Origin of the sequence: Oscillibacter ruminantium GH1 (assembly GCF_000307265.1) — a bacterium.
In the GTDB taxonomy this organism is placed as follows: domain Bacteria; phylum Bacillota; class Clostridia; order Oscillospirales; family Oscillospiraceae; genus Oscillibacter; species Oscillibacter ruminantium.
Window position 1 is genome coordinate 406701 of sequence record NZ_DF158897.1, and the last position, 24948, is coordinate 431648.

A 24948-nucleotide genomic window follows, 5' to 3' on the forward strand; every position below is an offset into this window, starting at 1 on the left:
TCCGAAGTTTTCCCGGCTCAGCCCTCGATGCCGTCCATCAGAGCCACGCGGCGGGCATGTCGTCCGCCCTCAAACTCGGTATTCAGGAAAATCTTCACCATTTCCGAAGCCAGCTTCGGCCCCGTGAACCCGGCGCCTAAAGCCAGCATATTGGCGTTGTTGTGCTGGCGGCAGAGCTGGGCCTCCAGCGTGTCCGCGCAGTGGGCGCAGCGGATACCCTTCACCTTGTTGGCGGCAATGGAAATGCCAATGCCGGTGGTGCAGATCACAATTCCTTTTTCGCACTCCCCAGAGGCCACAGCACGGGCCGCCGCCTCGCCGAACACGGGATAGTCGCAGCTCTCCGTGGAGAAGCAGCCGCAGTCCTTGCAGTCGTAGCCCGCCTCCTCCAGCTGGCGCTTGATGGTTTCTTTCAATTCAAATCCGCCGTGGTCGCAGCCCAACGTGATCTTCATGATAAAGCCCTCTCATTCATTGGTTTTGCGGCGGGGTTTTCCCCGTTCCGCCTTTAAAATACAGGCGTCCATTCTCCACCCCGACAGGCTGTTCCCGCCGAAACGGCGCAAAGATCCCAATTTGCTTTTATTTTACTCTTGTTGCGGGGAATTTGCAAGATTTCTATTTACAGGGCGTGCCAAATAGGGCACTGCTTTTCAAACGTGCAAAACCGGGTGAAACCGCAGTCGCGCAGCAGCGCCTGCCCATCCCGAATGCCCTTGCCCACATCCTCCGGGCGGTGGGCGTCGCTGCCCAGCGTAATCAGTTCGCCGCCGAGACTGCGGTAGAGCTTCAGCCATTTTTCGCCGGGGAGGGGCTGGTTGCCCCGGTTTGTGTTGACCTCAATCCCACATCCGTTTTCAATCAGCGTTCGTAAAATTGTCTCGATCTCCGCGCCAAAGCCGTCCATGCTGACGCCAAAGCCCCGCTTGTCGTTCATGTACCGCAGCGGCAGGGTCATGTGCCCCAGCACGGTAAATTTTCCCCAGCGGGCCATTTGCAGCATCGTCTCCAGATAATCTTCCAGCTCGGCGTAGCAGGTCTTCTCATCCGGCTCTTGAATCCACGCCAGATCCTGCGAATCAAATTTGGGAGACAGCATGTGGACCGAACCGATGATAAAATCCATCTCCGGCATTCCCCGAAGCAACTGCTCCACCAAGATTGGGTCCACCGGCTGATCCCCCAGCTCCAGCCCGAGACGAAGCTTCACCGCGCCGTCCCACTTGGCAACCGCGTCGGCATACTCCGCCGTCTGGGCCGACCAGTCAAATGTCTTGCGCAGAATGGTGGTGCGCGGCTCTACGGGTTCAAAATGGTCGGTAAAGCAAATTTCATCCAGTCCTGCCGCGGCGGCCGCAGCCGCCATTTCCAGCATGGATACATGTCCGTCCGGGGAGACGCGGGAATGGGTATGGTAATCGGCAAGATACATGGGTTTCCTCACTTTTTAAATTTCTTGAAAAATTTCTTGCGGTCCTCGTAATTGTTATCGCCAACGGCTTCCGCAAATTTCATGAGGGCCTCTTTCTGTGCCTTGCTTAAGTTCCGGGGTGTCTCGATGTAGACGGTAACATACTGATCGCCCCGCCCGCGTCCGTTCAGCGCCGGAATTCCCTTTCCCTTGAGCCGGAAGGTGGTGCCGGTCTGGGTTCCCTCCGGGAGGGTGTATTTCACCTTGCCGTCAATGGTGGGAATCTCCAGCTCCGCGCCCAGAACGGCCTGAGAAAAGGTGATAGGCGCCTCGCACAAAACGCTGCTGCCTTCCCGGCGGAACAGCTCGTGCGGTTTCACCGTGATGGTAATCAGCAGGTCGCCGGCAGGGCCGCCGTTTTTGCCCGCGTGGCCCTGACCCCGGATAGAAATGGTCTGTCCATCGTCGATTCCGGCGGGAATTTTCGCCTCAATGGTGTGGCGGCGGCGAAGCATACCGGTTCCGTAGCAGTCCTTGCAGGGCTGATGGATGATGCGTCCCTTGCCGCCGCAGCGGGAGCAGGGACCGGTGGACGCAAAGACGCCCAAGGGCGTTTGCTTGCGGACCTGCACCGTTCCCGTTCCGTGGCAGTCGGGGCAGACTTCCGGGGTCGTCCCCGGCTCACAGCCGCTGCCCTTGCAGGTTTCGCAGGCTTCGTACCGATCCACTGTGATGGATTTTTCGCAGCCGAAAGCCGCCTCTTCAAAGGTGATGGCCACGGACTGGCGGATGCTCTCGCCCCGGGCAGGCGCATTGGGATTTGACCGGCGCTGTCCGCCGCCGAAGCCGCCGCCGAAAAAGCTGCCGAAGAGATCGCCTAAATCGCCAAAGTCGAAGCCGTCCGCGCCGCCATAGCCGCCCGCGCCGAAATTCGGGTCCACGCCCGCGTGTCCGTATTGATCATACCGGGCTTTCTTGTCCGAATCGGACAGGATCTCGTATGCCTCGTTGATCTCCTTAAACCGAGCCTCCGCCGCCTTGTCGCCGGGGTTGAGGTCCGGATGGTTCGCCTTGGCCAGCTTCCGATAGGCTTTTTTGATCTCATCATCCGATGCGCCGCGGGAAACGCCCAAGACTTCATAATAGTCGCGTTTTTGTTCTGCCATACATTCACCACTTCTGTCAGTGGGGAGGGAAACCGCCCTTGCCGCGCTTTTCCGGGCAAAAACGTCCGTCCCCTGAATCTTGATCTAAAACGTTCCAAATGGGGCGGGGAAACTCCCCGTCCCATTGGAACTTCAGCGCATCTTACTGGTTCTTATTTTTATCATCGTCATCGACGACCTTATAGTCTGCGTCATAATACTGGCCCTGCTGGCCGTCGGCATTTCCGCCCATGTCGGGGCCTGCGCCGGGCTGACCCTGCTGGGGACCGGCCTGCTGATAGAGCTTCTCGCTGACAGCGTAGAACGCCTGCGTCAACTCCTCGGTGGCGGACTTGATGGCGGCGGTGTCGGTGCCCTTGAGCACTTCCTTCAGTTTGTCGATCCCGGACTGCACCTTGGTCTTGTCGTCAGCGGGAATCTTGTCGCCCATTTCGCCCAGCGTCTTTTCAGACTGGTAAACCATCTGGTCGGCCTGGTTGCGGATTTCCACTTCCTCTTTCATCTTGCTGTCCTGCGCGGCATACTGCTCCGCTTCCTTCACGGCGCGCTCAATGTCGTCCTTGCTCATGTTGGTGGAAGAGGTGATGGTGATGTGCTGCTCCTTGCCGGTACCCAAATCCTTGGCAGAGACGTTGACGATGCCGTTGGCGTCGATATCAAAGGTGACCTCGATCTGAGGCACGCCGCGGCGAGCCGGGGCAATGCCGTCCAGATGGAAACGGCCCAGAGACTTATTCGCCGCGGCCATCTCACGCTCGCCCTGCAGGACATTGACCTCAACAGAGGTCTGGTTGTCTGCGGCGGTTGAGAACACTTGGCTCTTCTTCACAGGGATGGTGGTGTTGCGGTCGATCAGCTTGGTGAATACGCCGCCCATCGTCTCAATGCCCAGAGACAGGGGCGTCACGTCCAGCAGCAGAAGGCCCTTCACATCACCGGTGAGAACGCCCGCCTGCAGCGCAGCGCCCATAGCGACGCACTCGTCGGGGTTGATGCCCTTGAAGGGCTCGGAGCCGGTGAAGTTCTTCACGGCCTCCTGTACGGCGGGAATACGGCTGGAGCCGCCCACCAGCAGGACCTTGTGCAGGTCGGAGGGCTTCAAGCCCGCGTCGGACATGGCCTGACGTACGGGACCCATGGTGGCGTCCACCAGATGGCTGGTCAGCTCGTTGAACTTGGCGCGGGTCAGCGTCACGTCCAGATGCTTGGGGCCATTGGCGTCGGCGGTGATATAGGGCAGATTGATGTTGGAGGTCGTCACGCCGGAAAGCTCGATCTTGGCCTTTTCTCCGGCTTCCTTCAGCCGCTGCATGGCAACCTTGTCGGTGGAGAGGTCCACGCCGTCGGTCCGCTTGAATTCGCTGACCAGATACTTCATGACGCACTCGTCAAAGTCGTCGCCGCCCAGACGGTTGTTACCTGCGGTGGCCAAAACTTCAATCACGCCGTCGTCGATCTCCAGAATGGAGACGTCGAAGGTGCCGCCGCCCAGATCGTAAACCATGATCTTCTGGGACTGCTCCTTATCCACGCCGTAGGCAAGCGCAGCGGCAGTGGGCTCGTTGATGATCCGCTTCACGTCAAGGCCGGCGATCTTGCCGGCGTCCTTGGTGGCCTGCCGCTGTGCGTCCGTAAAGTAGGCGGGAACAGTGATGACGGCTTCAGAGACGCTCTGGCCCAGATACGCTTCTGCATCCGCCTTCAGCTTTTGCAGAATCATGGCAGAGATCTCCTGCGGGGTATAGTTCTTCCCGTCGATGCTCACCTTGTGATCGCTGCCCATCTCGCGCTTGATGGAAGAGATGGTGCGGTCGGGGTTGGTGATGGCCTGCCGCTTGGCTACCTGACCCACCATGCGCTCGCCGGTTTTGGAAAACGCCACCACGGACGGGGTCGTGCGGTTGCCCTCCGGGCCGACGATGACGACGGCTTCGCCGCCCTCCATCACTGCCACGCAGGAGTTGGTTGTACCCAAATCGATACCGATTACTTTAGACATAAAAATAACCTCCTATTAGAAACATAAAATAAACTTTTCAGAAAATTTAATTCGCCACGCGGACGGTGGCAAAGCGGAGAACCTTTTCTCCCATCATAAAGCCCGCCTGAAAAACATCCACCACCACGTTCTCGCCCACGTTTTCATCGTCAACGTGCATGACGGCATTGTGCCGGTTGGGATCAAAGGGCTGGCCAAGAGATTCCATCTCTGTAACGCCCAGTTTGTTCAGAACCTCTTTATACTGGGTGAAGATCATTTCAAGCCCCTTTTTGTGGGGGGAATCCTCGTCGCCCTCCGTTTTCATAGCTCGCTCCAGATTGTCGTACACGGGTAAAAAAGCGGTCACGGTGTCCATCTTGGCATCCTGATAAATGGACTCCTTTTCCTTTGTGGTGCGCTTGCGATAGTTTTCATATTCAGCAGTCAGCCGGGTAAACTGATCGGTGACGGCGGCCAATTGGCTTGCCGCCAGCTCCGCGGCCTCCATCTGCTCCCGAGTCAGCGTGAAGGTTTTCTCTTTCTTCTTGGACTCCTTTTTGGACTTTTCGTCCTTCTTGGGGGCGCTCTCCTGCGTCTCCGTCTGCTCCACTTCAGGGACAGTTGTCTGGTCCGTTTCCTGCTCCGGCGTTTGGTCAACCGGTTCTTTCTTTTCTTCGCTCACGTTTCCGAGTCCTCCTTTTTGGAAGGTAAATCTTTCTTTCCGAACATCCGCGCCATGCCCTCTGCAAAATAGCTGAGCCGCGCGGTGACAGATCCGTAATCCATGCGGGTGGGACCGACCACGCCGATCAGACCCCGCATATCGTCGCCAATGTCATAGCTGGCAACCACGACGCTGGTATCCAGCAGGGCCTTGCTTACGTTTTCCGGCCCAATGAGAATTTTCATAGAGGCGTTTTCGTCCGGGGTGGGCAGCTCTGCGCCCTCGTCACTGAGATAGCTCATCAGCTCGTGCGCCTTGTCCGCGTCCCGAAACTCCGGCAGCTTTAAAAGCTGGCTCGCGCCCACAGTCTGAACCTCTTTGCGCCCTGCCTCGTCCAGCACGTCCGTGGCGTATGCCACGGTTTGGCTCAACAGCAGGAACATTTGGGGGGAGATCTGGTCCGTCATGTGAAACAGCCGCTCGCTCATCTCGTCGGCGGTGCAATTGACGAAATGGGAGTTCAGCAGGTTCACAAGCGTTGGCACCTGCCCCGTGTCCAACTTCAGCTGGAGTCGGAGCAGCTGGCTCTTCACCCGGTTGTCGCCCATCATCATCACGGCGATAAAACTCTTTTCGTCCACCGGGAGAAGATCAAAATGCCGGGCAAAAAACTTTTTGCGTCCGGCAGTGGCGGTGTACACGGGATAACCCGCCAGCGCGCTGACAGCCTTTCCCGCCTGAGACACCACCCGATCCAGCTCCTCCATTTTTAAATGAAGTGCCGAATTCAGCTTCTCCGTCTCCACCACGCTGAGTTTCTGGCGTTCCATCAGCTCGTTTACATACAGGCGGTAGCCCTTGGGAGAGGGCACGCGCCCGGCGGAGGTGTGGGGCTGCTCCAGATATCCCTGCTCCACCAGGTCCGCCAGTTCGTTGCGGATGGTGGCGGAGCTGATCCTGCCCTCCATCTGCGCGGCAATGGCTTTGGAACCCACCGGCTCGGCGGTGGAGACGTAGTCCTCTACCACTGCCTTCAGTATTTGCTTTTTTCGATCTGTTAAGTCCATGATCCGCTCCTTACCAGAACGGTAAAACGAAGATTAGCACTCATTCTTCCTGAGTGCTAAAGCGAGTGTACCACCAGAGAAAACGATTGTCAATGGACGGATATAAACAAATTGTAAATAAAGGACTTTGCTCACAGTTTTTTTACAATCATGTGCTCTTTTTTGCTTTTTCGCAGAGACTGATTTTGCAAAAAAACCGGCCCGCAAAAGCGGGCCGGTTCCATTCATTCCATTGAAAAGGGAGCCGCTGTCTTCCACTTGAGGAGAAGCTGGCGTGCCTCCTCCGTGGTATTGAGGCATTCCGCTCGATCCAGCAGATAATTTGCGGCGTCCCGCCACTGGGCGGCGGGATAATCCTCCGGTAAAAACTTCAGCGCTGCGCAGACTGCCTGATTCTGGAAGTCAGCCGTTCTCAGATCGGAGAGATATACACAGTTCAGTTGCTTCATCAGGTCTTCCAACAGATTTCTGTCTTTTCTCATAATCCACCCCCGCCAAAAGTATTGTTATTTACTCTCATAATACAATATTACTCGCTAAAAGTAAATAATATTATTCTATCAGTCTGTAACAAAAAGCGGCTAATTTTGATAGGATGAAGTCAAATCGAAACCAATTGAATCCTGAAAGGGGGCGGAATCCGGCTTGCGCGAAAAATATCGAGAAAAATATCGGCTCTTGGGACTACGAATTTCTTATTATCGAAAGCTGCGGGGCTATACGCAGGAACAGCTGGCGGAATTGATCGGAAAAAGCTGGTCGTTTCTCAGTCAGATAGAGGCTAACAACGGAGCAAAGCTGAAGGGAATTTCTCTGGAAACCCTTTTCTCTATTTCTGAGGCACTGCAAGTCCCGGTCAGCCGGCTGTTTGACCAAGATTAAATTGGCTTTTCGCTAAATGGCGGAATTCCATTAAAATAAAAACGGATCGAATTAAGCGCTGTATTTTGAAAGCAAGTCCGTAACGGCTGTAAATAAGAAGGAACCCCAGCAAAAGCTGGGGTTCCTTCTTATTTATACACTTACGCCCACCGCGCAAAATCAGCAAAATGCTTTTCCGGCGGTTATGCGTTGGGAGCGGCCTCCGCAGCGGCCTTGGCCTTTTCAGCCTGAGCCTTCTTGATGGCCTTGTACTTTTCCTTCTCCTCAGCCGTTGCCTGGGGAAGAATCGCATCCCGGGGGCAGACCTTGGTGCAGAGCTTGCAGTTCACGCACTTGGCATAGTCGATAACGGCCACACCGTTCTCCACATGGATGGCGTCCTTCTTGCACTCCTTCTCGCACAGACCGCAGCCGATGCAGGAGTTGGCGCACACGCTCATTGCAGCCTTGCCCTTGTCCTTGTTGTTGCAGGCCACACGAACCTTTTTCGCCGCGGGGACGGAAACGATCAGCTTGCGCGGGCAGGCAGTGGCGCAGGCCATGCAGTCGGTGCACTTCTCGGGGTCCACAACGGCGCAGCCGTTGGGGCCGATAGACATGGCGCCAAATTTGCAGGCGGTCACGCAGGACCCAAAGCCCAAGCAGCCAAAGGAACAGTCCAGCGGGCCTGCGGCCACCTTGGTGGCGGAGATGCAGTCCTGCACGCCCCGGTACTCAAAGCGCTTTTTGGCGTTGGTGCCGCCGTTGCAGCGGACGAAAGCCACCTGCTTCTCGCTGGAACCGGCCTCCACACCCATGATGGCGGCAATCTTATCAGCGGAATTCGCACCGCCCACGGGACAGGCGTTGACAGGGGCAGAGCCGTCGAGAATGTGGCTGGCGCAGTCAGAGCAGCCGGCAAAGCCGCAGCCGCCGCAGTTCGCGCCGGGCAGCGCTTCCACAATCTCAGGCAGACGGGGATCGGTCTTCACGGCAAACACGATGGACGCCACGGCCAGAATCAGGCCGAAGATACCACCCAAAATGCCGAGGACCAGAATGGCATAGACAATATTCATGATTTCTTCTCCTCCTTAACCAAAGACGTTCGCCCCGGAGAAGCCCATGAACGCCAGCGCCATCAGGCCGGCGGTAACCAGCGCGATGGGGAAGCCTTCAAAAGCCTTGGGAGGATCGGCGAACACGGTGCGCTCCCGGATGCTGGCGAACAAAACGATGGCCAGCAGGAAGCCGAGACCGCCGGTGATACCGTACACCACGGACTCGATGAAATTGTAACCGTTCTGCACGTTCAGCAGGGCCACGCCCAGCACAGCGCAGTTGGTGGTAATCAGTGGCAGGTAGATGCCCAGAGCCGTGTACAGCGCGGGGAGCGATTTCTGAAGGAACATCTCCACGAACTGCACCAGCGCGGCGATGATAAGAATAAACGCCACGGTCTGCATGTACTCCAGTTTCAAAGGCACCAGCAAGAACTCGTTGGCCAGCCAAGTGAACGCGGACGCAAGGCCCATAACGAACGTGACGGCCACGCCCATGCCCACAGCGGTGTCAACTTTCTTGGAAACGCCCATGAAGGGGCAGATGCCGAGGAACTGGGAGAAGATGAAGTTATTGACCAGAATCGCGCCTAACGCGATGGAAAAGATCTCTTTCATGGCTTACTTCTCCTCCTTTGCGGCCTTTTTCGGCCTATTCAGTGCCCACTGCATCGCGGCAATCAGCGCACCCAGAACCATAAAGCCGCCCACCGGCAGCGTCAGCACGCCGATGGTCTGATAGCCGGAGGGCATGATCTGCACGCCGGCCAAAGTGCCCGCGCCCAGCAGTTCACGGACAATGCACATGGCCAGCAGCACCAGCGTATAACCAATGCCTTGGCAGATGCCGTCAACCGCGGATGCACCGATGCTCTCCTTAGAGGCGAAGGACTCCGCACGGCCCAGAATGATGCAGTTCACCACGATCAAGGGGATGAACACGCCCAAAGAGGACGCAATGGCGGGCAGGAACGCTTGCAGCAGCAGGTCCACGCAGGTAACGAAGCCCGCGACGACCACGATGTACATGGCGATACGAATCTTATTGGGAACGATTTTGCGGATGGCGGAAATCGCGATATTAGAGGCTGTCAAAATAATGAGCACGCTGACGCCCATGCCAAGGCCGTTCATGATCGAAGTCGTGATCGCCATGGTGGAGCACATACCCAAAAGCTGCACCAACACGGGGTTGTTGGTGATGACGCCTTCCTTAAACTGTTTTCCGAAGTTCATTGTTCAACTCCCCCTTTCTCAGCCCATAGCTTCCACGACGGCCAGCGCGCCGTTCACGCCGCTGGTAACGCCCTTGGAAGACACGGTAGCGCCGGTAATGGCGTCCACATTGGTGCCCACGGCCAGATCGCCGTCGGCATGGCTCATACCCACAAACTGGTCCAGCACACCCACGCCGCTGTTCGCCAGCGCTTCGTTGTTCATAACCCGGGTGCCGATGCCGGAAGTCTCAGCGTTTTTAACGATGGACACGCCGGTGACCGCACCTTCGCTGTCCACACCCACCATCATCACGATGGTGCCCTGAGAACCGCTGGCGTTTACCTTGACGGCATAGCCTGCGGCGGCTCCGTTGCTCTGCACTTCGTAAATCTCAGACACGGTGGTCTTATACTGTGCGGCAGCGGCGGTCATATCGTCAGTGATCGACAGCGGGTCGGAAAATGTACTTGCGGGGTCGGCAACCACGGCGGCCATAGCCTTTTCCGTGTTGGCCTTGTTGATGGCGGCAATGTTGGGGGCGGTCAACTGATTGACCAGACCCAGCAGGCCCGCCACAATGACGCAGGTGATCAGCAGAGTCAGCGTCAGTTTTATGATGTACTTGGGGTCCATGACCACCTTTTCCTTGGTCTTCACTTGTTCACTCATTTCGAAGCCGCCTCCTTCTTCTCGGATTTGACGACGCCGAAGCGCTGAGGCTTCACGTATTTGTCAATCAGAGCAGTCAGCAGGTTCATCACCAGAATGGAATAGCACACGCCCTCGCTATAAGAGCCGAAGTACCGGATGAAAATGGTGATGAGGCCGCAGCCGATGCCATAGATCAACTGGCCCTTGCCGGTGACGGGGGAGGTCGCGTAGTCGGTCGCCATGAAGAACGCGCCCAGCATCAGTCCGCCGCCAAACAGGTTGAACAGCATCCACGTCACAGGGTCATTGCCCCGGGGGAAGATGAGCGTCAGCACGGCCACGGTGGCGATGTACGCCACGGGGGTCTGCCAGGAAATGATCTTGCGGGCCAGCAGATAAATGCCGCCTGCAATGACCAGCAGGGCGGAAACTTCGCCCAAGGAGCCGCCGATGCGGCCCAAGAACATGTCCGTCACCGTAACGCCGGAATCCATCAGGCCCTGCAGATCATTGGCATGCAGGAACGCCATCGGGGTGGCGGCGGTCACCACGTCGGCCGTGGAGCCGAAGAGGGGGGACTTGGCCTGAAATTGGGCCCAAGTCGTCATGGTTCCGGCAAAGGAGGCCAGCATCATAGCACGGCCCACCAGCGCGGGGTTCACAAAGTTTTTACCAATGCCGCCGAAGAGCTGCTTGGCGACGATGATGGAGAAAAAGCTGCCCACAATGATGGCGAAATAAGTCACGTCCACAGGGCAGACAAATGCCAGCAGCATGCCGGTGACCACCGCGCTGAGATCGCCCACAGACTGGGGCCGCTTCAAAGCCTTGCGATACAGCCACTCCCACACCACGCAGCAGATCACGCTGGCGCAGGTAATCGTCAAAGCCCGCACGCCGAAGGCCCATACGGACCAAACCAGCGCGGGCAGCATGGCGATGATGACATCCAGCATAATGGAGCGAGTGTTTTCCGCGGCGCGAATGTGCGGAGAAGACGTGGCGATCAGTTTCAGATTCTTATAGTCGGTCATCTCTCACGCCTCCTTCTTCTCGTGTTTTGCGGCCGCCTCGGCGGCGGCTTTTTCAGCAGCGGCCTTGTCGGCGGCTGCTTTGTCCTTCACCAGCTGCTTACCGGTCTTGAACATATGGGTCAAATGCATCCGGGCGGGGCAGACATAAGAACACGCACCGCACTCCATGCAGTCCATGATGTTGGCGGCGCTCAATTCATCGGTCATTCCCTTAGAGGCGTACTGATACATGAACAGCGGCTCCAGATGCACCGGGCAGGCGGAAACGCACTTGCCGCAACGAATGCACTGGGGATGCTCCACGGTCTGCTCCTCGTTCTCGCAGAACGCCAAAATAGCGCCGGTGCCCTTGGCCACGGGGATATCCGCCGTGTACTGGGCCATGCCCATCATGGGGCCGCCGGCAATCAATTTATATGTATGCTCCTTCAGGCCGCCGCAGGCGTCCAGCAGGTTTGCCACGGGGGTGCCGATGGGGCACTCCAGATTCTTCGGGTCAATGACGCCGGAACCGGAAACGGTGACCAGCTTGCGCACCACGGGCATACCGGTGGTAATGGCCCGATAGATCGCGCAGGTGGTGTTGATATTGAACACGGCACAGCCAATGGCGGAAGGCAGTCCTCCGGGAGGGACCTGCTTGCCGGTAACGGCCTGACAGAGCTGTTTTTCACCGCCCTGAGGGTACCGGCAGCGCAGCGGCTCCACCACTGCGGGCGCGTGTTTTTCAGCGATGACCTTGTTCATGGCGTCGATGCCGTTTTTCTTGTTGTCCTCAACGCCGATAACGACCTTGTCCACGCCAAACATTTTCGCCAGATACACGCAGCCGCCGATGATCTCCTCGGGACGCTCCAGCATGGTGCGGTGGTCGCCGGTGATGTATGGCTCGCACTCCGCGCCGTTGATGATGACCGTGTCCACTTTGCCGATGCCGCCGGAGATCTTCACATGGGTGGGGAACGTAGCGCCGCCCATACCGACAATGCCGGCGTTTTTGACGATCTCAACCATTTCCTCGGCAGTCAAAGCGTCGGGGTTTGCAGGGGCTTTTACTTCTTCGCTCAGTTCGTCCTTCATGTCGTTTTCGATCACGATGGACATCATGTTGCCGCCCATGGAATAGGGGCGCGGCTCCACAGCCTTCACCGTACCGGAAACGCTGGCATGGATCGGTGCTCCCAACCCGCGGAATTCGCCGATTTTCTGGCCCATCTTCACATGATCGCCGACTTTGACAACGGGAGTGCACGGTGCGCCAAAGTGCATGGACATGGGAATGACCACCTCAGCCGGGGGTGCCAGCTGTTCGATGGCCTTTTCATTGGTGGCGGCTTTCATGTCGTGGGGATGAACACCGCCAAAGAACGCTTGTGCCATAGTTTTCACCTCATTTTTAGTCCTGGTGAGCGCTTTTAAAGCTGCTCTACCACATACTGCGGTTTATTTTACACCAAAAGCGAATAAATGTCCAGACTGTGAACACCGGTTTTCACGGAAATTTGTGCTTTTTTTAACGAATATTGTACGCCGCCTCCCTTGCCTGCTTTTCTTCGGACTTGCCAAGTTTCCCTCCGCGTGATACACTGGCAATACGATGTGCCGTCATTGTGCGCATTGCGCTATTATATACGAACCGCTCCGTGGTTAGTATATATTGGTTAAAACATATATGCCATAATGGCGCACGCGCCTATGGCATATGCTATCAGGATACCGCCGCCGATTTGCGGCGGTACGGAAGGAGCGTTTTTATGGGTGAAGTGATCGACCGGCCGGGTCTTAAGGCAGAAATGAAGGAACTTTTGCGCAGCGCAGAGGTAAGTCCCAAGGGGTTTGTGGCATTATATCTGCTGCTGACTTTAGTAATGAGCATGGTAGATGCCTTTGCGAATACCAGCGGCGTCTCTTACGCCAACCCGCTGGGAATATTTGTGCGCATTTTGACCTCGCTTTTGGGCGCTGTGCTGTCCATTGGGTTTATCCTGTACTGCATGGCGGTGCGCCGGGGCCAGCGGGCGGAGTATATGACGCTGTTTGACGGATTCTCTTTTGCCGGAAAGGTGATCGGCCTTGCCATTGTGCAGGCGTTTTTCATCTTCCTGTGGTCCTGCCTGTTCGTGATCCCGGGAATCATCGCGGCGTATCGCTACCAGTTCGCCTATTTCAATCTGTGCGAAAACCCGGAGCTGGGCTGCATGGACGCGCTGGATTTAAGCAAGAAGCAGACCATGGGCTATAAGGGCCAGCTGTTTACGCTGGATCTGAGCTATATTGGCTGGGGCATACTGGCCGCTCTGCCCATGTCTATCTGGACGGGTTACCTCTCCTACACAGCGACTTATACAATGCTGTCGGGGGCGGAAGCTTTTCCTCTGTCCACCGGCCTGTCGCTGGGTGCCAGTCTGCTGTGCGGCTTGTGGGCGGTTGCGGTGGAGATTTTCTATCTGCCCACTTATCAGTGCACCCAGCTGGGGTATTACGAAACCGCCAAGCGCACCAGCGGCGTCTCTCCGGTGTCGTTTTCCGATCAGCCGGGCATTGACGACGGAAACGACGACAACTCCATGTTCTAATCACTTTTCAATTTTTTTGCGGGAATTCCATTCTTACATTTATTAAAATAACAGTCTATGTTTGATGGCTGTTTCATTAAAGAGACGTATAAAAAAGAAGAACCGGCGGGGCAGCGGCCCCACCGGTTCTTTTTTCTGTATCTGCGCTCAGTCCTTGTGCATACCGCCCAAGCGGCGAAGATTCTCCATCGCCTCGGCGTACTCCTTCGCCATGGCGGAGGGATTGCCCCGCAGAATCCGCAGGGACTGGCGATAGGTTTTGGCGGTGCGGGCCTTGATGACAGCCTGCCGCTCCCGCAGTTTTTTTACCGCGTCGTCAAACTCCGCCCGCTTCTGGGCAAAGGCCTCGCCGCATTCCAGCCGGTCCCGGCAGGACTCCATCGCGCTGGCCACGTTCTCAAGGGCGCTGAGTTTCGCCTCAGATAAGGTGCGCAGTGCGTCGGCCAGACGCTCCTCCCGATGGAGCTTGCGCTCCGCCTTGTTCTCAAGTCGCTCCTGCCGCTCTGTTCTCAAGCGGTCCTGAAGCAAAATGCGCTCCACCTGCGTCCGATCCCGGAACTTTTGAAGGTCCTCCTCCGCAAAGGCGGAGACAATCTCCACCCGCCGGGCCAGACGGCGCAATTCTTCGTTTTCCTCGGTGAGCTTTTCCAGCATGGCCCGCAGATCCAGTGCGGCCCGAACAGACTGCACAGCGTCCACGCTGAACGCCGCCACCAGCGCCAGCGCCAGCGGCACAGCAAACACACTGGGAATCGCCAGCACCAGCCGGGCAATGGGGGGATGAATAAATTTCACCAGCAGAATGGAAAAAAAGCCCCACGCAAACGTGCTGGTAAAACAGATGTATCCGTTCAAATTCAGCTTTTGATTGGAATAATCCCAGTAACGCACTTTAAAAAGCCGCTCCATCACCGCACCGGTGACGTATTCCAACAGCGTGGCTGCCGCGGCACCGCATAAGTACAGCAAAACCGGGTAATTCCGCACCGGAAGGGTGAACAGCAGAATCAAAATGGCCCCCGAGCCATAAATCGGAAGCAGCGGCCCGTGGAGAAATCCCCGGTTCACCCACCGACGCTGGCGGGCGGAGACGTAACAAGACTCCCAAACCCAGCCGCACAAGCAATAAAAAAAGAAAAACAGGACCCACTGGTCCGCCGTATAGGCGCGCAAGAAAAACCCCTCCCAGATCATAGTCTCGTCAGTCTACCCCAAACGCTTTAAAAAATCAACCACCCAATTTTAAATTTTTAAAAGAGCGGGTGAAAACCCGGACCGTAATACGGTCCGGGTTTTCCTGCATGTTTCTTTTACAGAAGGTTATAAAGGATCTTGGCCATCTGGCCACGGGTGATAGCGGTGTTGGGACGGAACGTCTTGTCCTCATAGCCGCCGATAACTTTCTGGGCCACCATGGTCTGAATGTAATAAGAGGCATAGGCCGGGATGCTGGCTGCGTCGGTAAAGCTGAGGGCCGCCGTGGCGTATCCCTTCTGCTGTGTCCGGCCGATCATGGTCGCCGCCTGCGCGCGGGTCAGGCTGGCAGAGGGATGGAAGTAAATCTTTCCATTTTCCTCAGAGCCGTTGAGGATCCCCATGGAGTAAAGAGTCTTAATGGCCGTCTTGGCATACTCGCCGATCTCGCCGTTGTCCGCGAAGGGGAGCGTACGGTCAGCGTACTGCGTCCCGTCCAGCCCCAAATAGCGGTAGAGCATCACAGCAAACTGCTGGCGCGTGATGGATTGGTTGGGACGGAACGTGCCGTCCTCAAAGCCGGTGGTGATGCCGGTGGTCTTCAGCCAATCCACATAGGTTCCCGCCCAGTACGACGCAGTGTCGCTGAACTGGGCCGTGCCGCTGGTTGCGGCAATGTCGCAGGATGCCCGGCCAATGTTGCCGGAGGCGTCCTTGGCAGTGACGGTAACCCGGTGGGCATTGCCGTCGCCAACGTTGAGCGCCGCGGTAAGAGTTCCCTTGGCCGCGTCATAGGTGAAGGAGACGGCCTTGCCGTCCACCGTGACGGCTACGCCGCTCTGGGCGGGGAATTTATCCGCCGCGTCGGTAATCTTGGCGGTGAGCGTCGCGCCGGAGACGGAGGCGGTAACCTCCGGCGGCGCGGTATCCACCACGTTGTTGTAAGACGCCACGATCTGATCCAGATACAGCGTGCCGGAGGAAGTGGTCACCGACCCGTCCGCATTCAGCATCTGGGTGAGTTTGAGTCCTTCAAAGGAGACGGTTCCGGTGGGGAGGGCAACCGTGATCTGCTTCCAGCCGGTAAAGTCCACATTGCCCGCCGGAGTCTCTGCGGTATTGGTTCCGTCAGAAGTCACCATGGTCAGCGCACTGCCGGAGTTGTCGCCGTACATCCAGAAACTCAACTGGGTATAGGCGCTGCCAATGGAATAGGGCGCGGCAACCAGCAGCGAGGCGTTGCCGTCTGCGCCGATGGTATAGTTCACCGCAGCGGCGGCCTTGCCGTACTTCACCACATTCATATCCTTGGTCTGGGCGATGGTCGCGCCATAGCTGTAAGAGGCAAGCGCAGGCACCCCGGCCTCGAAATCCTCCACCGTGGCAAGGGCGATGTTGGATACGGACACTTGGATCGTTGCGGTCTTGCCGCCTGCGGAAACCGTCAGCGTTCCGCTTCCGGGGGAACCGGCGGTGAATTTTCCGGTCTTATCCACTGTGCCGATGTTTCCGGTGACAGACCAGGTAAACGCCTCCTGATCCGCCTTCAGCGCGAAATGCCGATAGACAGCGGAAGCAGTCAGATTCACCGTTCCGCCGGGGGCCACGGTCAGCGTGGTAATGGCGGCGGACCCGTTTTTCACAGAAATGGAGTCCGGCGTGGTAATGGCGTGGACCACAGTGGAGCCGGACTGGCCGCCGCTGGAAGCTGTAACCGTCACGTCGCCGCCGCTGGCGGGCGTATCCAAAACGCCGTCTTGAATCTCTCCGGCGCTGGTACTGAGGGTATAGCTCCTGCCGCTCATGGGAATGTAGTTGGTATCCACAGCGGAAGCCGTAATCTTCACCTTGCTGCCCGCCAAAACATAATCATTGTCGGCGGAAACGTAGAAGTGACCCAGTTCTCCGCTGGGCTGGTTGGAGGACACCAGGAAAATTTGATTGCTGACGGCCCGTTCACTGCCGCCGGAGGGCTTGTTAATAGTCTTTGCGGTTGTGGCATCCGGCTGGGTGACGGTGAACGTGGTGGAGCCGCCGCCATCCAAACACAGCGCGGTGACACAGCCCAGTTCGATCAGCCGCTGGGCCACCTGCGTCATGGACGCGCCGATGGAATGCCCGGTCTTCCGTCCGTCAATCGTGTAAAACACCAGCGTACCGTCCGCCTTTTGGCCCACGGCAGTGCGCGGGTTCACCTCGGAGGGAAGGCCCGAAACCACCGCGCCGTTTTGCACCAGAGAGTACAGCGCACCCACGGCGTACTGTACATCCACCCAGTCGCCGGTGGAGGGAGCGGCGGTCAAAGTCACCGTGCCCCCTACGGGGATATTCTTCAGGGCGTTCACATGATAAGCGTCCGCCTGATTGTTGACGGACAGAACCACCTTTCCCTGTGGAACAGCGGTGCCCGCCGCGTCGGTGAGGACGCTGTCCACCCGAAGCACCAGAGGGTCGCCGTTCATGGCAAGGGTGCCGCTTTCGATGGTGCAAACCACATCCACGCCCGGTTCCGTGGTTCCGGTGGTGTGCTTGGAATTAAAATCGTATGTATAGAGATAAATACCGCTGGTGGAAACGCGGGCCTTATTTACGCTGGTCAGTTGCCGCGTCACGCGGGTAGGAAACCCACTGTCGTCCAGCAGTTCGTAGCCAAGGTCCGCGGTAACCTTCATCACCGGCTTTCCCAGCACGGCGGAGCCGTTTGCCCGGAAGCCGATGGCCCAGTAGCCGCCGTCTGAGCTTTTCAGCTCGCCGTTGGATACCACGATCCCGATCGGCAGGCCGTTGTTCACGTTGTAAAAGTCTCCGTTCATTCCCGCCACCACGCGGTAGCCCTGCTGTTCCAGAGCCGAGGCCGTGGAGGAAATGGTGTTGCAGGAAGAAAGAGCGCCGCCGTAAGTGACGATGGGCGTCACAGAGGTGTTCGGCGTATAGGTCACAAAATTTTCCGTTCGCAGATCACTGTAAGCATTGCTCCAAAAAACATTGGTAGACAGCTGCGTCTCCTGATGCACCAGAGTGTCCTTCTGCGTCAGGTCGTCGCCCAGCGCGACGGACGCTGCGGCGGGAACAGTCAGGGCAAAGAGGATGGACATGGACAGGGCGCAGGATAAGATGCGGCGCAGGTAGTTTTTCATTTTTTCGTTCGTGCCTCCATAGTCGTTTTGGTTTTGATTCCTCGTTCACATAACATTTTCAGAATACCACGGTTTCAAAGAAAAGTAAATCCCGCCCCGGCCTGTTTTCCCAATGTAATCTCTGGAAGTCCCATGACGTACAAGCCTCATTACAAAGACGCTTTTGCGCAAAGAAAAGTTGCAGGCCGCGGGAAAATTTACAAACTTTCCGGCGGCCTGCTTTTCTTTTATTCCTCGGCTTCTTTCAGCCGCTCTTTCAAGGGACTTTCCATGGCGCTTTGAACCGCGGCGGCATCCTTATACCGCTGAACGGCAGCGCCCGCGTCCTTTACCGGCGTGATGGTACCCGCGCCGGCGATACAGCCGCCGGGACAGGCCATGCCCTCCAGCAGGAATCCATCCCGCTTTCCGGCCTTTGCCAGCATCAGCATTTTGCGGCATTCCCGCAGGCCGTCGGCATAGTCGATCAAAACCTCACGATCGGGATCAATGTGCTTCACGGCCTCCACCACTGCGGCGGCCACGCCGCCGCCCACGGCAAATCCCCGGCCTGCGCCGGTGCCCGTGCTGAAATCGTCGGCGGGGTCTTCCTCCAAGGTGGCAAAGTCGATGCCCTTGGCATCAAACATGCCCTGCAGTTCCTCAAAAGTCAGCACATAGTCCACGTCGGAACGGATCGCCTTGCGGTTGGCCTCCAGCTTTTTCGCGGCGCAAGGCCCGATGAAGCAGATGCGCGCCTTGGGGTGCTCTTTTTTCACCAGCCGCGCGGTGATGACCATGGGCGTCAAAGCCATGGAGATATAGTCCTTAAACTCCGGAAACAGCTTTTTTGCCATTACGCTCCACGCCGGACAGCAGGAGGTTCCCATAAAGGGCTGATTTTTCGGCACATTCTCCAAAAAGTCCTCCGCTTCTTCAATCGTGCAGAGGTCGGCGCCGATGGCTACCTCCACCACGTCGGCAAAACCGCAAAGACGCATAGCCGCCTTCAGCTTCGCCGGGGAAGCGTCCTTGCCAAACTGAGAAACAAACGCCGGAGCCACGCAGGCAATTACCTCGTTGTGGCGCTTCATGGCGTGAATAATCTGGAAAATCTGGCTCTTGTCCGCGATGGCGGCAAAGGGGCAGTTCACAAGGCACATGCCGCAGGAGACACACTTGTCGTAATTAATCTTCGCGCGGCCCCGCTCATCCGATTCGATGGCGTCCATGCCGCAGGCGGCGGCACAGGGCCGCTCGATCTTTGTGATCGCGTGATAGGGGCACTGGTTGACGCATTTGCCGCATTTGATGCACTTGCTCTGGTCAATGACGGACCGCTTGTCCTTATCCAGATAGATCGCGTCCTTGGGGCAGACCACCTTGCAGGGGTGGGACATGCAGCCCTGACAGCTGTCGGTCACCCGAACCTGCTTGGGGGGGCAGGCATTGCAGGCAAACGTGATGACGTTGACCAGCGGCTCTTCAAAAAACTTGTCGTCCGCTGCCGCCGCCTCTTCAATTCCGGCGCTGGCGGGGGCGCGCACGTCCACGGGCTGAAGCGGCAATCCGCAGGCCAGCCGAAGCCGCTCCTGCACAATCGCGCGAGCCAAAAAAACATTGCTGCGGTACTGGGATTCCTCTCCGGGGACAATTTTATAGGGGATCATATCGATCCGGGAATAGTCCCCGCCCTCATAGGCAAGCCTTGCCACCTCGGTAAACACGTTTCGCCGGATATCGTCCACGGCGCTGTGGATGCCTCGCACTGCAGTATCCTCCATATTTCTTAGGTTTCTATGACGCTTCCATTCGGAAGGTCTTTCAATTATATACAACGAAAGAGCAGACTTCAAGTTAGAAATCCGTTAATATCACTACAAAACAGCAAATATATTGATGTATCTTGCGCCAAGGGCGTGCGCGTTGGCTTTTCCAATTTCTCCGTCTGGTTTTCCGCCCATTTTTTTCCTTCCTTGCGGCGGGTTCTTCGGTCGTACCGGATCGGAAAAGCGAGGCTTTAGGAGACTGATAAACGCTCCCGCTTTTTTCTTTTGGGGTGAAAAAAGGCAATGGGCCGCCGAAAATCGGCGGCCCATTGCCTTTGAGAGAGAAAAGAGAAAAAGCGTCTCGGGACTCAGGGGCGGCGACCCCGCTTCCTTAAGACTGTTTGCAGTATAGCGGAGAAAGATTAAAAATTCCTTGAAAAAAACAAAAACATTTTATGAACAAACACTTTTTCGTGTACAATGAAAAAAGCAGTCTGCCTGACAAGTCAGAGAAGTCTTAAGTTCTGATTAAGAAACGGCACTTATAATCTCTGATTGTTAAAAAGGGCCTTGCGCCCACCCGCGCAGAACGCGCGAGAATAAAGGAGGGTTTTCTTTGGTCGAAGTGCAAAACCTTGTAAAGTGCTATGGCGGCCGCAGCGCCGTGGATCACCTGAGCTTTACGGTGGAGGACGGACAGGTCTTCGGATTTTTGGGCCCTAATGGCGCCGGAAAGTCCACCACGATGAACATCATGACGGGGTATCTGGCTGCCACGGAGGGCACCGTTCTCATTGACGGACACGACGTGGCGGAGGAGCCGGAGGCCGCCCGGCGATGCATCGGGTATCTGCCGGAGCAGCCGCCGCTGTATCCGGACATGACGGTATTGGAATATCTGCAATTCTGTGCGGAGCTGAAGGAGATTCCGAAGTCCGAGCGGGAAAATCAGATCGGTCAGGCCGTGTCCATGACCCATTTGGAGGATCAGACCCGCCGTTTAATTCGCAATCTCTCCAAGGGTTTCCGCCAGCGGGTAGGCTTGGCGCAGGCAATTCTGGGCTTTCCAAAGGTCATCATTCTGGACGAGCCAACCGTGGGTCTGGACCCCCGGCAGGTTGTGGAAATCCGGGAGTTGATTCACACGCTTGCCAAAGACCACACGGTCATTCTCAGCTCCCACATCCTCTCGGAGATTCGGGCGGTGTGCGACCGGGTGCTGATTATCCGCAAGGGAAAGTTCGTGGTCTGCGACACGCCGGAGGCGCTGGAGGAAAAACTCTCCGCCAACGACCGTCTGGAGCTCTTGGTAAAAGGCACGCAGGAATCGGCCGAGTCTGTCCTTGATACGGTGGAGGGTGTGATCGGCCACACCGTGTCCGACGTGACGGAGGACACCGTGCGTCTGGAAGTTCGCAGCGACGGCGACCGGCGCGAAGCGCTGTTTTACGCGTTTGCACAGGCCCGCTGTCCGCTGCTGGAACTGCGCAGCCGGATGGCCTCTTTGGAAGATGTGTTCTTGGATTTGACGGACGAAAGCGACGAGGTGGCCGCCCGGGCGGCGGCTCTGCTGACGTGCGGCGAGGTCCTTGAGCAAAACGCCCCGAAAACAGCTGCGGCAAAGACCGCCGGGGAAGAAGATACCCCGTTCAGCGCGCCGGAAAAGGAGGAAAACGCACAATGACAGCCATTTACAAGCGCGAACTGCGCGCGTATTTCAACTCCATGACCGGGTGGATTTTCATAGCCGCGCTCAGTGTGTTCATCGGCATTTATTTCACCGCCTATAACCTGCTCAGCGGCTACACTTATTTTTCTTACGCCCTGAGCGCCACGCTGGTGGTGTTCATGGCGCTGGTCCCGGTACTTACCATGCGGTCATTGGCCGAGGAACGCCACTCAAAAACCGACCAGCTGCTGTTGACCTCTCCCGCCTCGCTCACCGGCGTGGTGCTGGGAAAATACTTCGCCATGCTGACGGTGCTGGCCGTGCCGGTGCTGCTGGCGTGCCTGTGCCCGCTGATTATCCGCATGAACGGCACCGCTCACTTTAAGGCGGACTATGCCACGCTGCTGATCTATTTTCTGCTGGCCGCAGTGGAGATCGCCATCGGCATGCTGATCTCCGCCCTGACGGAAAGTCAAGTCATCGCCGCCGTGGGTACCTTCTGTCTGCTGCTGGTCTTGTATCTGTGGAACGGCCTTATCAGCCTGCTGCCCACCTCGGCCGCCGGATCTCTGGCGGGACTTCTCGTGGTTCTGGTCCTTGTCTGCCTGCTGCTGAGTGCCCTGTCCGGCAGCTGGAAGCTGAGTGGAGGCGTGCTGGTTCTGGGTGCTGCCGCCATCATCGCACTTTATAGCAGGGATTCCGGCACTTTCGCCAATCTCCTGCCCAACGCACTGGGAAATTTCTCCCTGCTGGATGCATTCAACAGTTTTGCCTCCGACCATGTTTTTGACATTCCGGGGCTTCTGCTGTATCTGTCCCTGATTGCCCTTCTGGTGTTTTTGACCGTGCAGGTTCTCCAGAAGCGGCGCTGGAATTGAGAGGGGGAGCGCAAAATGTCTATTTTTAAAAATAAACCGGCGGCGCAGACCGCTGTTTCAACCGAAACCGTCACCCTGGCTCGCCGGGACCATCGCAAGGGGATGTTCTCTGCGGGAATCGTTGCTCTGGCAGTGGCGGCCGTGATCGTCTTCAATCTGTTGGTGGCCCAGATTCCCGCGGCAAAATCGCAGATTGACCTGACGGACACAAAGATTTATAATATTACAGACGTTTCGGTGAACTATCTGAGTAATCTCACCGAAGATGTGGCCATCCATGTGCTGGCGGACGAAACCAGCGTGGACTCCCGCATTGTGCGGTTTCTGGACAAATACGTGTCCCTGTCCGACCGCCTGAGCCTTGAATACGTAAACCCCACGGTGTACCCCTCCGTTTTGTCGCAGTACGGCGCGGACGCCAATACCATCGTGGTCACCTGCGCGGCAACCGGGCGGCAGGAGATCGTGAACATTGACGACATCATCGGCATCAACGAGATGATGTACTATATGTATCAGCAGAAGCAGGAAACGGACTTTGACGCCGAGGGCAAGCTCACCTCTGCCATTGACGGGGTTCTCACCGACGCGCGCCACACCGCTTATCTCACCACCGGACACGAGGAGGGCGCGTTGTCTCAGGCCGTCACCGACGCGCTGGGCAAGCTCCACATGACCGTGAAATCCGTGAACCTCTTGACCGAGGGCGCCATACCCGACGACTGCGACCTTTTGATTGTGGATGCGCCCACCCGGGACTTGGCGGACGACGAGCTTGCCATGCTGCGGGCGTATCTCGCGCAGGGCGGGCAGGTGATCTACTCCATGGCCTCCAAGCTGGAGGAACTGCCCAATTTTGCCGCGCTCTGCTCGGATTACGGTTTGAGCGTTGCTCCGGGCCTTGTGACCGATATGCAGCGGTACTATCAAAATACCCCGTTTTTGTTCTTCCCCACGCTGGATACCTCTGTGGACGCAGCCAAAGCTGTGAGCAGCGACGCCACGCTCCTGCTGTACGGTTCCCGGGGTATGACGGCCACCAACCCGGTGCGGGACACCATCACCGTCTCTCCCTTTCTCACCACGTCGGACGACGGCGTCGCCGTTAACGCGGACAACAGTCAGGTTTCCGGCAGCTATGTGGTTGGCGCGGTGGCCACAGAACCCATTGACGACAACATGACCGCCCGGCTGACGGTGTTTGGCAGCGACTCCCTGTGCGGCGACTCCGTCACCTCCAGCTTTGCCAATGTGGACAATGCCGCGCTGTTCATGGCCTCTGTCACCGCCGGGTTTGACGACGTATCTTCCATCAGTGTGGAGCCGGTGTCTTTGGCCGAGGAGAACAACACCGTCACCACCGGCGGGCTGTGGGGACTGCTGTTTATCTTTGTGATTCCCGCCGCGCTGCTGATTTTCGGCTTCGTCCGCTGGACGCGGCGGCGCAAACTCTAAAAGGAGGAACCTTCCCCCATGAACGCAAAACAAAAACGAACACTTCTGATTCTTCTGACCGCAGTGGTGCTTTTGATCGCGGTGTTGCTGGGCGTGCGGGCCGCGAAAAACCGGGCCCAGCAGGCGGAGCAGGACGCTGCCGCCGCGGCAGCCGCCGCCGGCGTGATTACCGACGCCGCCTCGTCCTATAAGGAGCTGTCCTATCACAACGGAAACGCCACGCTCTCCTTTGCCCTCAACGACGATGGACAGTGGTACTGGACCAATGATCCCGATTTCCCTCTGGATCAGGACTATCTCATTAAAATAGTCAACACCCTTTCCGCGCTGAAGCCCCAGCAGACCATTACCGAGGGCGACACGCTGGATGCCTACGGCCTCGACGAGCCATCCCAGACGCTGACCGCCACCTCGGACAACGGTCAGACTACCACCATCGCTCTGGGCAACGCCACTTCCGACGGCAACAGCTATTACATGCTGATGAACGGGTCTGAAACGCCGGTTTATATCATTTCCGACGAGCTTTCCCGTGAAATGGCCGTGGGGATTTACGACATGTGTCTTCTTCCGGACTTTCCCACTCTGACGGAGGCACAGCTGAATTCCGTAACGCTGGCCGGTCCCGTGACCACGGTTCTCACCGCCTCTCATGAGGAAAATTCCGGCGGGGACTCCGCCGCGTCTTCTTCGTCTTCCGGAGAGGAGATCTCCACCGCTTGGCGTTCTGGCGGGGCCAACGTCACCGACAACAAACAGGTTCAGGGCATCGTGAAGCAGATTTTGGGACTGCGTCTGGACGCCTGCGTGGATTACCGCCCCTCCAACGACGCGGCGGCCCTGTGCGGTTTTGACGAGCCCAGTTCCGTCATCACCGTGAAATACACCGGAGACGGCGGCACGGAGGAAACGCTGACCCTGACCATTGGCAATCCGGTGCTGGACGGCGACGGGCGCTATGTCCGTGTGGACGAAGACACCACTGTCTACCGCATGACGGCGGACAAATTGGATATGCTGATGAAGGTGTCCGTCAACGGGTTGGAGAACGCCTCCACATCCTCTGATACAGCCCCCGCCGCATCCTCCGCGGGCTGATTGCTATCTTTCAGCTTATTTGGTAAAATGAGGGGGAATTGATTCCCCCTCATTTTTATCTTAATGGATCTTATTTTTC

Annotated in this window: 22 protein-coding genes; 6 read left to right on the plus strand and 16 right to left on the minus strand. The window is 57.3% G+C overall.

Going from position 1 to position 24948, the window contains the following annotated elements; translation table 11 throughout:
* Positions 1–17: 17 nt before the first annotated feature.
* From rpiB to ON16_RS06510, 7 genes are all read right to left on the minus strand, one after another.
* Positions 18–455: a ribose 5-phosphate isomerase B gene (gene rpiB / locus ON16_RS06480; protein WP_040660463.1), complete on the minus strand. Its 438-nt coding sequence runs from the start codon at positions 453–455 to the stop codon at positions 18–20.
* A 167-nt stretch (positions 456–622) separates the two neighbouring features.
* The gene (locus tag ON16_RS06485; RefSeq protein WP_040660464.1) at positions 623–1432 is read right to left on the minus strand and encodes a histidinol-phosphatase HisJ family protein; all 810 of its coding nucleotides are present in this window, start codon (positions 1430–1432) and stop codon (positions 623–625) included.
* Positions 1433–1440: 8 nt separating this feature from the next.
* Complete coding sequence (dnaJ, locus tag ON16_RS06490; protein WP_040660466.1) at positions 1441–2577, minus strand: molecular chaperone DnaJ; 1137 nt, start codon at positions 2575–2577, stop codon at positions 1441–1443.
* 142 nt (positions 2578–2719) lie between these two features.
* A complete protein-coding gene (dnaK, locus tag ON16_RS06495; protein ID WP_040660467.1) occupies positions 2720–4576 on the minus strand; it encodes a molecular chaperone DnaK in 1857 nt (618 codons plus the stop codon).
* A 46-nt stretch (positions 4577–4622) separates the two neighbouring features.
* A complete protein-coding gene (gene grpE, locus ON16_RS06500; protein WP_040660469.1) occupies positions 4623–5240 on the minus strand; it encodes a nucleotide exchange factor GrpE in 618 nt (205 codons plus the stop codon).
* Positions 5237–6289: a heat-inducible transcriptional repressor HrcA gene (hrcA, locus tag ON16_RS06505; RefSeq protein ID WP_040660471.1), complete on the minus strand. Its 1053-nt coding sequence runs from the start codon at positions 6287–6289 to the stop codon at positions 5237–5239. Before hrcA ends, grpE begins: the two co-directional genes overlap by 4 nt.
* 224 nt (positions 6290–6513) lie before the next feature.
* The gene (locus ON16_RS06510; protein ID WP_040660473.1) at positions 6514–6771 is read right to left on the minus strand and encodes a hypothetical protein; all 258 of its coding nucleotides are present in this window, start codon (positions 6769–6771) and stop codon (positions 6514–6516) included.
* A gap of 196 nt (positions 6772–6967) precedes the next feature.
* On the opposite strand from ON16_RS06510, the gene ON16_RS06515 reads away from it, so the two are divergent.
* Positions 6968–7171: a helix-turn-helix domain-containing protein gene (locus ON16_RS06515; RefSeq protein ID WP_323406086.1), complete on the plus strand. Its 204-nt coding sequence runs from the start codon at positions 6968–6970 to the stop codon at positions 7169–7171.
* Positions 7172–7353: 182 nt separating this feature from the next.
* Here the strand turns inward: ON16_RS06515 and ON16_RS06520 are convergent, their stop codons facing one another.
* The 6 genes from ON16_RS06520 to rsxC are packed head-to-tail and all read right to left on the minus strand — an operon-like array spanning position 7354 to position 12494.
* Entirely contained in the window at positions 7354–8229 is an 876-nt protein-coding gene (locus tag ON16_RS06520; RefSeq protein ID WP_040660477.1) for an RnfABCDGE type electron transport complex subunit B, read from the minus strand.
* Positions 8230–8244: 15 nt separating this feature from the next.
* Positions 8245–8829, minus strand: coding sequence for an electron transport complex subunit RsxA (gene rsxA, locus ON16_RS06525; RefSeq protein WP_040660478.1), 585 nt, complete (start codon positions 8827–8829; stop codon positions 8245–8247).
* Between the two features lie 3 nt (positions 8830–8832).
* Positions 8833–9447 (minus strand): electron transport complex subunit RsxE, encoded by a 615-nt coding sequence (rsxE, locus tag ON16_RS06530; RefSeq protein ID WP_040660480.1) that lies wholly within the window; start codon positions 9445–9447, stop codon positions 8833–8835.
* Between the two features lie 18 nt (positions 9448–9465).
* Positions 9466–10098, minus strand: coding sequence for an RnfABCDGE type electron transport complex subunit G (locus ON16_RS06535; protein WP_243441781.1), 633 nt, complete (start codon positions 10096–10098; stop codon positions 9466–9468).
* Positions 10095–11114, minus strand: a complete 1020-nt coding sequence (locus ON16_RS06540; protein ID WP_040660482.1) for an RnfABCDGE type electron transport complex subunit D — start codon at positions 11112–11114, stop codon at positions 10095–10097. The genes ON16_RS06535 and ON16_RS06540 overlap by 4 nt, the downstream gene beginning before the upstream one ends.
* A 3-nt stretch (positions 11115–11117) precedes the next feature.
* Positions 11118–12494, minus strand: coding sequence for an electron transport complex subunit RsxC (gene rsxC / locus ON16_RS06545; protein WP_040660484.1), 1377 nt, complete (start codon positions 12492–12494; stop codon positions 11118–11120).
* Between the two features lie 374 nt (positions 12495–12868).
* Between rsxC and ON16_RS14980 the strand changes: the two genes are divergently transcribed.
* The gene (locus ON16_RS14980; RefSeq protein ID WP_051131587.1) at positions 12869–13690 is read left to right on the plus strand and encodes a DUF975 family protein; all 822 of its coding nucleotides are present in this window, start codon (positions 12869–12871) and stop codon (positions 13688–13690) included.
* A 147-nt stretch (positions 13691–13837) separates the two neighbouring features.
* On the opposite strand, the gene ON16_RS06555 is transcribed toward ON16_RS14980, so the two are convergent.
* From ON16_RS06555 to ON16_RS06565, 3 genes are all read right to left on the minus strand, one after another.
* A complete protein-coding gene (locus tag ON16_RS06555) occupies positions 13838–14863 on the minus strand; it encodes a putative ABC transporter permease (protein WP_051131588.1) in 1026 nt (341 codons plus the stop codon).
* A gap of 137 nt (positions 14864–15000) precedes the next feature.
* Positions 15001–18021 carry an S-layer homology domain-containing protein gene (locus tag ON16_RS06560; RefSeq protein ID WP_040660487.1) on the minus strand — a complete coding sequence of 1007 codons (3021 nt, stop codon included), beginning with the start codon at positions 18019–18021 and terminating at the stop codon, positions 15001–15003.
* Positions 18022–18248: 227 nt separating this feature from the next.
* Positions 18249–19769: a 4Fe-4S dicluster domain-containing protein gene (locus tag ON16_RS06565; protein WP_040660489.1), complete on the minus strand. Its 1521-nt coding sequence runs from the start codon at positions 19767–19769 to the stop codon at positions 18249–18251.
* 616 nt (positions 19770–20385) lie between these two features.
* Between ON16_RS06565 and ON16_RS06570 the strand changes: the two genes are divergently transcribed.
* The 4 genes from ON16_RS06570 to ON16_RS06585 are packed head-to-tail and all read left to right on the plus strand — an operon-like array spanning position 20386 to position 24869.
* Positions 20386–21453: an ABC transporter ATP-binding protein gene (locus ON16_RS06570; protein WP_040660491.1), complete on the plus strand. Its 1068-nt coding sequence runs from the start codon at positions 20386–20388 to the stop codon at positions 21451–21453.
* On the plus strand, positions 21450–22316 hold the full coding sequence (locus ON16_RS06575; protein WP_040660492.1) for an ABC transporter permease: 867 nt from the start codon (positions 21450–21452) through the stop codon (positions 22314–22316). Before ON16_RS06570 ends, ON16_RS06575 begins: the two co-directional genes overlap by 4 nt.
* 15 nt (positions 22317–22331) lie before the next feature.
* Positions 22332–23771 (plus strand): GldG family protein, encoded by a 1440-nt coding sequence (locus tag ON16_RS06580; protein ID WP_051131589.1) that lies wholly within the window; start codon positions 22332–22334, stop codon positions 23769–23771.
* Between the two features lie 18 nt (positions 23772–23789).
* Positions 23790–24869 (plus strand): DUF4340 domain-containing protein, encoded by a 1080-nt coding sequence (locus tag ON16_RS06585; RefSeq protein ID WP_040660494.1) that lies wholly within the window; start codon positions 23790–23792, stop codon positions 24867–24869.
* The last annotated feature ends 79 nt before the right edge of the window (positions 24870–24948 follow it).